This is a genomic window from Thiohalocapsa halophila, from assembly GCF_016583825.1.
GTDB lineage: Bacteria > Pseudomonadota > Gammaproteobacteria > Chromatiales > Chromatiaceae > Thiohalocapsa > Thiohalocapsa halophila.
The window spans coordinates 1-8,217 of record NZ_NRRV01000117.1; the positions used below are offsets into that span (position 1 = coordinate 1).

The following is an 8,217-nucleotide window of genomic DNA, read 5'->3' on the forward strand; positions in this document are numbered from 1 at the left end:
ACCCCCACCGCCTCTACGAGCGTGCGGTTCAGTGCCCCGAAGCCGAAGTGGACTTCCTCACCGAGCGCTTCCGCCGGCTGCGCAGGCGTGATGCCCGCCGGCTTCGCGAGGACTTCTGCGGCACCGCAGCGGTCTGCCGTGAATGGGTGGAGCGGCATCCCCGGAACAGCGCCCAGGGCTTGGACTCGGACGCCGCCGTCCTCGCCTGGGCCGAGCGCCACAACCGTGCGCCCTTGCCGCCGCAGCGCCGCGCCCGGCTCAGTCTGATTCAGGCGGACGTGCGGACCGCGCCGCCGGGGGACGCGCCGGACCTGATCATCGCCATGAACTTCAGCTACTGGCTGTTTCAGGCGCGCGCCGAGCTTCGGGATTACTTTCGCGCGGTGCACCGGGACCTCGCCGCTGACGGGGTCTTTTTCCTGGACGCCTACGGCGGCTACGACGCCTTCCGAGAGATCATCGAAGAGCGTGCCATTGAGGACGACGAGCGCAGCTTCACCTACCGCTGGGAGCAGGCCAGCTATGATCCCATCACCGGCAGGATGGTTTGCCACATCGACTTCGCGCTGCCGGACGGCTCGGAGCTGAAGCGGGCGTTCAGCTACCGCTGGCGGCTCTGGACCCTACCCGAGATCCGCGAGCTGCTCGCCGAGGCCGGCTTTGGGCGGACCATCGTCTACTGGCAGGGCTGGACCGAAGACGGCGAGCCGGACGGCGACTTCCAGCCCGCCGAGCATGCCGATGCCGATGCCGGCTGGATCTGCTATCTGAGCGCAGAGAAGTAGCTCAGCGTGGGAGCGGCATCCCTGCCGCGAGGAATCTGGCACCCCACACTGGCGACGTGTCGCGGCAAGGATGCCGCTCCCACGGGGCTGGGAAAACACCGCTCAGACCGACGCCTGCCGCCACAGGGTATAGATCTCCGCCGAGCGCTCCAGCAGGGCGGCGCGCTGCAGGGCCTCCGAGAGATTCCGGCCCCAGGTATAGGCCCCCTGCCCGGCCAAGATGCAGGCGCCGCTCTCCACCAGCTGCTCGGCGACGGTCTTGGGCGCCTTGCCGGCCAGCTCCTGTAGCTCCAGCGTGAGCGCTGGTACGCTGCCGAAGGCATGGGCACCGTCCGGGTCCACCGGTTCGAAGGAGCGCCCGCGAAAGCCGACGGCGGCCGTGTAGGGCATGCGCGCGCCGACGATGGCCCGCGCCCCGGGCTGGGCGGCGTAGATCTGCCGGTGGATGCGCGCCTCGGCTTGGGCCAGATCGACGCCGTCCGCCGCCGGCTTCTCGGTGTCCTCGGCTGCCTCCCCTTCGGTCATCACGCGCGCCTGAATGGACGTATGTGTGGGGTCGTCCCCGGCGAGCGCGATGGGCGCCAGCCAATAACGCTCGCCGACCCGGATGGACAGCCAGCCGGCGCGGGGCTCGGCGGGGGACGCCCGCGCCTCGCGGCAGCGGCGCACTAGCTCATCCCGCGGGTCCTCGCCGCGAAAGCGCCCGTCCCGGAGCCGGGCCTGGATGTATTCGGCAACGGCGGCGGGGTCCGCCAGGGGCAGCGCCACCGGGGTCGCGCCTTGCGGCAGCTCGGCGTCGGTGGCCACGGCGACGATGTCCGGATCATCCGGGTATAGCGGTGCCTTGCCGGCGTCGCTGCGGTGGATCTCGATCTTCGGGTGGTGCTCCTGGCGGTAGCCCTCCACCAGCACCAGGTCCAGGCGCGCGGCGTCGAAGCGCGCCAAAAGCTCCGCCAGTGCCAGCTCCCCGTCCGCGTCGCGCTGCGGGGCATAGTCAATCAGCGCCCAGCCGTCGGCGGCCGCCAGCAGCACCTGCTCGGCGCCGGCCGCCGCGACTTCGAAGCTGTCCTTGCCCGGCTGGTCGATGGCCAACGGATGATGGGAATGCTTGAGATACCCCACGCGCAGGCCGCGCTCGCGCAGCAAAGGCACCAGCTTTTGCAGCAGCGTCGTCTTGCCGCTGCCGCTGGGCGCGACGATCCCCACCACGGGCAGCAATGGCTCGGTCATAGGCTACCTCCGGCCCCCTCGGGGCGACGGTGACGCTGCGGCCATGGCCGCGCCCCCTACCCCTTGCTTGGACATTTGTCGGGCGAACGCGCAAAATTCCCGCGTTGCATGCGGCGGGCGCTCGCCGCCACCCCACAATCATAGCGATAACGCGCTTGGGTGTGCCCGCGCAGGCGCATCCCCAGCCCGCGGCCGCGGGGGACTCGGGTCGCGCCCGCCGCCGCACGGGCCGCAGCGCAAAGCCACAGCAACACCAGGCCAACACCCACTCTTCACGCAGCTTTCAACATGGCGCAGTACATCTACACCATGAACCGCGTCGGCAAGGTCGTGCCGCCGAAGCGGGTCATTCTCAGGGACATCTCCCTGTCGTTCTTCCCGGGCGCCAAGATCGGCGTGCTCGGCCTCAACGGCGCCGGCAAGTCATCGCTGCTGCGGATCATGGCCGGCCTCGACACCGAGATCGAGGGCGAGGCCCGCCCGCAGCCCGGCATCCACATCGGCTTTCTGCCCCAGGAGCCGCAGCTGGACCCCGACAAAGACGTGCGCGGTAATGTGGAAGAGGCTGTCGCCCCCATCAAGCAGGCCCTGGAGCGCCTCGACGCCGTCTACGCCGCCTACGCCGAGCCGGACGCGGACTTCGACGCCCTGGCGCAGGAGCAAGGCGAGCTCGAGAACCTCATCGAGGCCAGCGACGGCCACAACCTGGAGCGCACCCTGGAGGTCGCCGCCGAGGCGCTGCGCCTGCCGCCCTGGGAGGCGGACGTAACCAAGCTCTCCGGCGGTGAGCGCCGCCGCGTGGCCCTGTGCCGGCTGCTGCTGTCCAAGCCGGACATGCTGCTGCTCGACGAGCCCACCAACCACCTGGATGCGGAGTCCGTCGCTTGGCTGGAGCGCTTCCTGCACGACTACTCCGGCACCGTGGTGGCGGTGACCCATGATCGCTACTTTTTGGACAACGTCGCCGGCTGGATCCTGGAGCTGGACCGCGGTCACGGCATCCCCTGGCAGGGCAACTACTCCAGCTGGCTGGAGCAAAAGGAAAAGCGCCTGGAACAAGAAGAAAAGACCGAGCAGGCGCGCATCAAGACCATGCAGCACGAGCTCGAATGGGTGCGCGCCAAGCCCAAAGGCCGCCACGCCAAGAGCAAGGCCCGCCTGGCGCGCTTCGACGAGCTCCAGTCCCAGGAATTCCAGAAGCGCAACGAGACCAACGAGATCTACATCCCGCCCGGCGAGCGCCTCGGCGACCTGGTGGTGGAGGCCGAGGGCCTGCGCAAAGCCTACGGCGAGCGCCTCCTCTACGACGGCCTGTCCTTCAACCTGCCCAGGGGCGGCATCGTCGGCATCATCGGCCCCAACGGCGCCGGCAAGACCACGCTGTTTCGCATCATCACCGGCCAGGAGCAGCCGGACGCCGGCGAGCTGCGTGTCGGCCCCACCGTCGACATCGGCTACGTGGACCAGAGCCGCGATGCCCTCGACGACGGCAAGAGCGTCTGGGAGGAAATCTCCGGCGGCGCGGACAACATCATCGTCGGCAAGTTCGAGATGCCCTCGCGCGCCTATGTGAGCCGCTTCAACTTCAAGGGCGCGGATCAGCAAAAGCGCATCGGCGACCTCTCCGGCGGTGAGCGCAACCGCGTGCACCTGGCCAAGCTGCTCAAGACCGGCTGCAACCTGCTGCTGCTCGACGAGCCGACGAACGATCTGGACGTCGAGACTCTGCGTGCACTGGAAGAGGCCGTCCTCGCCTTCCCCGGCTGCGTGGTGGTCATCAGCCATGATCGCTGGTTCCTGGACCGCATTGCCACGCACATCCTGGCCTTCGAGGGCGACTCCCAGGTGACCTGGTTCGAGGGCAACTACGCCGACTACGAAGACGACCGCCACCGCCGTCTCGGCGCCGAGGCCGATCAGCCCCATCGGCTCAAGTTCCGGCGGCTGGACGCCTGACAGCACGGGTGCCGCGCGGACGTCGCGCCCGCCACCGCGAATGTCGCCGCCTGGAGTCGGCTCCACCCCCGTCGCCGATACCGTCGACACGGTCGCCGGCGCCGCCGAGCGCCGCCGCATGCGCGGCTGGCTGTTGGCCGGCGGGGCGCTCATCCTCGCCATAGCGATGTTCGGCGTCGGTCACGCCTTACAGCTGGCGCGGCTGGAGCGCGAGCTCGCCGCCGAGCGTGTCGCCCATGCCGCCGCCGCAGAGCTGGCGCTGGCCCTCCAGCGCGAAGAAGTCCGCCTGCACCGCCTGCTGGGGGAGGCACGCGCAGCGGCCGCCGAGCGCGCCCCGGCCAATGCACCGACCGACATGGAGGCACTGGCCGCGCAGCTGCGCGAGCTGTTGCCGGAGCTGCTGGACCTGCACATCGCAGATGAGCAGCCCCTCGCCGGCACGGCAATCACGACCCGCCTGCTGCCCGGCCATGCCGAGGGCGGCGGACGCGGCGCCGAGCCGGGTCGCGCCACGCTGATCTTGGCGCACAGGCTGCGGCTGGGCGGCCAGCACCTGACCCTGCACCGCCGGTGCACGGAGCTGCGGGCGGTGGCCGCGCCGGGCTGGGCCGAGCTGTGGCTGGTGCACGACGGTCGGCACTGGCCGCTCGCGAACCGCCCGGCGTCGGGCTCGGCGGCTGCGGCGCAGTCGCCGGCGGCGTCGAGCGCCGCAGCGGAGCAGCCCGAGACCATCGCCAGCGTGCGCATCCCGCATGCCGGTGCCGAGGGTTGGCAGGTGGCGGCCCATCGCCCCTTCGGCTTCGTCGTTGTGCCCTCGGTGGCGGCCTCGCTGCTGTTGGTGGGCCTCACGGCGGCCGGCGGTCTGCGGCTCTGGCGCTGGACCCGCCACCGCGAGGACGGCTTGCTGCGCGAGCAACAGCGCCTAACGGCAAACCAGCGCAAGCTCGCGGCGGTGCTCGACAGCACCACCGACGGCATCGTCATGCTCGACGCGCGCCACCGCATGGAGCTGTTGAACCCGGCTGCGGAGGTCATGTTCGGCTGCCTGGAAACCGATGTGCTCGGCGCCCCGGTCACCGAGCTGCTGCCGGCGCTCGCCCTCCCCGCCGATCCGAACGCCGACCACGCGCTGGCCGGGGTGTATGACACCCAGGGCCTGCGCGGCGGCGTCGAGCGCTTTCCGGCACGCATCAATGAGCGGCGGCTACAGCTCGACGACGGTCCCCGGCGGCTGCTGCTGGTGCAGGACCTCACCGAGCAGGAGCGCCAGGCCAAGCAGCTGGAATACCTAGAGCAGCGCGATGTCATCACCGGCCTGCTCAACCGCAGCGAGCTCGAGCGCCGCATGGCGCGGCTGCTGGCGGAGGCCGCCGGCAGCGAGGCAGCGCATGTGCTCTGCTACATCGACATCGACCAGTTCAAGGTCATCAACGACACCGTCGGCCATGCCGCCGGCGATGCCCTCATCAGCCAGCTGGCGAAGATCATCGAGGTCAAGCTGTCCGCCGCGGCGCTGGTGGGCCGGCTCGGCGGTGACGAGTTCGGCGCCCTCTTCGCCGAGCACACCGAGGCCGAGGTCCTGGCCATCTGCGAGGACCTGATGCAGACCGTGCGCAACTTCCAGTTCAAATGGCGCGAGCACGCCTACGACGTTGCCGTCAGCATCGGTGTCACGGCCTTCCTGCCGGAGCACGAGAGCCCCGAGGCCGAGCTCGCCAAGGCCGACGTCGCCTGCCACATGGCCAAGCGCGAGGGCCGCGACCGCGTCCACGTCTACCGCGACAGCGACGTCTCCCTGATCCGCCACCACGGCGAGATGCATCTGGTCTCCGCCATCACCCAGGCCCTCAGCGGCGGGCGCTTCCGGCTCTATGCCCAGCCCATTATGCCGCTGGCGGGCGCCGAGCCCGGCGGCGGGCGCACCCACTACGAGATCCTGGTGCGCATGCTCGACGCCCATGGCGAGCTGGTGGCGCCGGATACCTTCATCCCGGCCGCCGAGCGCTACATCCTGATGCCCGCCGTGGACCGCTGGATCATCCACCAGCTCTTCAGCACCCAGCGCGAGCGCATGCGCCAATGGCACCGGGAGCATCCGGGGCAGTTCCTGTTCGCGGTGAACCTCTCGGGCACCTCGGTGAGCGACGACAGCTTCCTGCCTTACCTCGAGCGCCAGTTCGAGGTACATGACATTCCGCCGGCCGCCATCTGCTTCGAGATCACCGAGACCGCTGCCATGCGCAACGTCGGTCAGGCGCAGAGCTTCATCGCCAGCCTCGGGGCGCTCGGCTGCACCTTCGCGCTGGACGACTTCGGCAGCGGCCTGTCCTCCTATGGCTATCTGCGCGAGCTGCGGGTGAGCTATCTCAAGATCGACGGCAGCTTCGTCCGCGACATGCACACCGACCCCGTGAACTACGCCCTGGTGGCCTCCATCAACCAGGTGGCCCATGTGCTCGGCCTCAAGACCATCGCCGAGTGGGCCGAGAACGAATCCATCATCAACCAGCTGCGGGCGCTGAACGTGGACTTCGTCCAGGGGTTCGCCATCGGCACGCCGCTGCCCGTGGTGCCCTGCGACGCCGCCGTCACCGCCGATATGCTCGCCAGTGCCCAATCCGGTGCCCAATCCGGTGCCGATGGGGACGCCCAGGACGGCAGCGGGCACGGCACCGGCCCGGGTACCGGGGCTGGCGCCGAGCCGGGCGATGATCTCAGCGCAGCGTCCCGCGACCCCTGTCACGACCCCCATGGCTGACCACGACACCCGCTTCGCCGCCCTGCTGGAGCGCGCCGAGGGCCTGCTCGGGCGCCTGGAGCAGCACCTGCCGCCGGCCGCCGACACGGACTGGAGCGCCCATGCCTGGCGCTGGCGCCGCGGCGGCGGCTTCGGCGCGCAGGGCCGACTGGAGGCCGTGCACCGCCCCCATGCCCTGACCCTGGACGACCTCTGCTGTGTCGACGCCCAGCGCGAGGAGATCGACCGCAACACCCGCCAATTTCTGGCCGGCGCCGGCGCCAACAACGTCCTCCTCTCGGGCGCCCGCGGCACCGGCAAGTCCACGCTGGTGAAGGCGCTGTTCAACACCTATCGTGATAAGGGCCTGCGGCTCATCGAAGTGGACAAGGACGAGCTGGTCGACCTGCCGCACATCCTGGCCTGGATCGACGGCCGCGACGAGCGCTTCATCCTGTACTGCGACGACCTCTCCTTCGAGGCCGGCGAGGGGAGCTACAAGGCGCTGAAAGCCGCCTTGGACGGCTCCATCGGCGCCCCGCCGGACAATGTGCTCATCTATGCCACCTCCAACCGCCGCCATCTGCTGCCCGAATTCCAGCGCGAAAACCGCGACACCCGCGTGATCGACAGCGAGATCCACCACGGCGAGAGCGTGGAAGAAAAGATCTCCCTGTCCGACCGCTTCGGGCTGTGGCTCTCCTTCCAGCCCTTCTCCCAGGGCCAGTACCTGAGCGTGTGCCGCCATTGGCTGCAGCGCCTCGGCGCCGCCGCCGTCGACGGCCCGGACGTCGAGCGCGCCGCTCTGCAATGGGCCCTGCGCCGCGGCTCCCGCAGCGGCCGCACCGCCTACCAATTCGCCCGCGACCGCGCCGGCCGCGAGCGCCTGGCGCAGCCCTAACCCGTGGGAGCGGCATCCCTGCCGCGACGATGCTGCGGCCCCAGCGCTAATGGCACCAAGCTCAGAGACCGCGCCCACAGTGGCTTTGGGCGTGGGAGCGGCATCCCTGCCGCGACGATCCGGCAGCGCCGATGCCAGTAGCGTCGCGGCAAGGATGCCGCTCCCACAAACGAAAAACGGTGACAGTATACAGAATTGCCATAACTTGGGCCCTTGTCACTGCTTCAGTTAAGGACACTGTCACCGTATTTTTGTCGTCCCCATCATTGGGGTACTCTTGCTTGCGGCTGTGTAGCTTCACGGCGAGCACTTGCGCGTTGCATCATGGCGCTTGTCTCGGCGGCCGCGGCTTTCGCTGCCGCCTTTGCGCCCAGGAGTGCAATCCATGCCCAAGCCCATCCCGCTGCCCCGCATCCGCTATCGCGTCGTCGGCCAGGACGACTACATGCTGAACATCGACGTTACCGAAGCGGGTCATTTCGTCATCGACGCCGGCGACTACACCAGCCATAAGCCCACCGAGGGCACGCTGACCCGTCCCCAGGCCGAGGAATTGGTAGCACTCTTCGGGCAGCTCGGCCCACCCCGGGAGCACCCGGCCCGTATTG

At 69.6% G+C, this 8,217-nt stretch carries 5 protein-coding genes and 1 pseudogene; 5 read left to right on the plus strand and 1 reads right to left on the minus strand.

What is annotated here, in order from left to right:
- Window positions 1-785: class I SAM-dependent methyltransferase (locus CKO31_RS24610; RefSeq protein ID WP_200243112.1), on the plus strand; the 785-nt coding region annotated here is incomplete at its 5' end.
- 102 nt (window positions 786-887) lie between these two features.
- Here CKO31_RS24610 and mobB read toward each other — a convergent pair.
- Window positions 888-2,015: a molybdopterin-guanine dinucleotide biosynthesis protein B gene (gene mobB, locus CKO31_RS27455; protein WP_200243115.1), complete on the minus strand. Its 1,128-nt coding sequence runs from the start codon at window positions 2,013-2,015 to the stop codon at window positions 888-890.
- A gap of 288 nt (window positions 2,016-2,303) precedes the next feature.
- On the opposite strand from mobB, the gene ettA reads away from it, so the two are divergent.
- From ettA to CKO31_RS24635, 4 genes and pseudogenes are all read left to right on the plus strand, one after another.
- On the plus strand, window positions 2,304-3,971 hold the full coding sequence (gene ettA, locus CKO31_RS24620; RefSeq protein ID WP_200243121.1) for an energy-dependent translational throttle protein EttA: 1,668 nt from the start codon (window positions 2,304-2,306) through the stop codon (window positions 3,969-3,971).
- Between the two features lie 40 nt (window positions 3,972-4,011).
- Complete coding sequence (locus tag CKO31_RS24625) at window positions 4,012-6,729, plus strand: EAL domain-containing protein (RefSeq protein WP_200243124.1); 2,718 nt, start codon at window positions 4,012-4,014, stop codon at window positions 6,727-6,729.
- Window positions 6,722-7,609: an ATP-binding protein gene (locus tag CKO31_RS24630; protein ID WP_200243127.1), complete on the plus strand. Its 888-nt coding sequence runs from the start codon at window positions 6,722-6,724 to the stop codon at window positions 7,607-7,609. The genes CKO31_RS24625 and CKO31_RS24630 overlap by 8 nt, the downstream gene beginning before the upstream one ends.
- Window positions 7,610-7,994: 385 nt before the next feature.
- Window positions 7,995-8,217 (plus strand): annotated as a pseudogene (locus tag CKO31_RS24635) (hypothetical protein); the annotation flags it as partial.

Coding starts and splice junctions, on each gene's coding strand:
- CKO31_RS24625 (WP_200243124.1), top strand. CDS start 4,012: ATGTCGCCGCCTGGAGTCGGCTCCACCCCCGTCGCCGATACCGTCGAC.
- CKO31_RS24630 (WP_200243127.1), top strand. CDS start 6,722: ATGGCTGACCACGACACCCGCTTCGCCGCCCTGCTGGAGCGCGCCGAG.
- mobB (WP_200243115.1), bottom strand. CDS start 2,015: ATGACCGAGCCATTGCTGCCCGTGGTGGGGATCGTCGCGCCCAGCGGC.
- ettA (WP_200243121.1), top strand. CDS start 2,304: ATGGCGCAGTACATCTACACCATGAACCGCGTCGGCAAGGTCGTGCCG.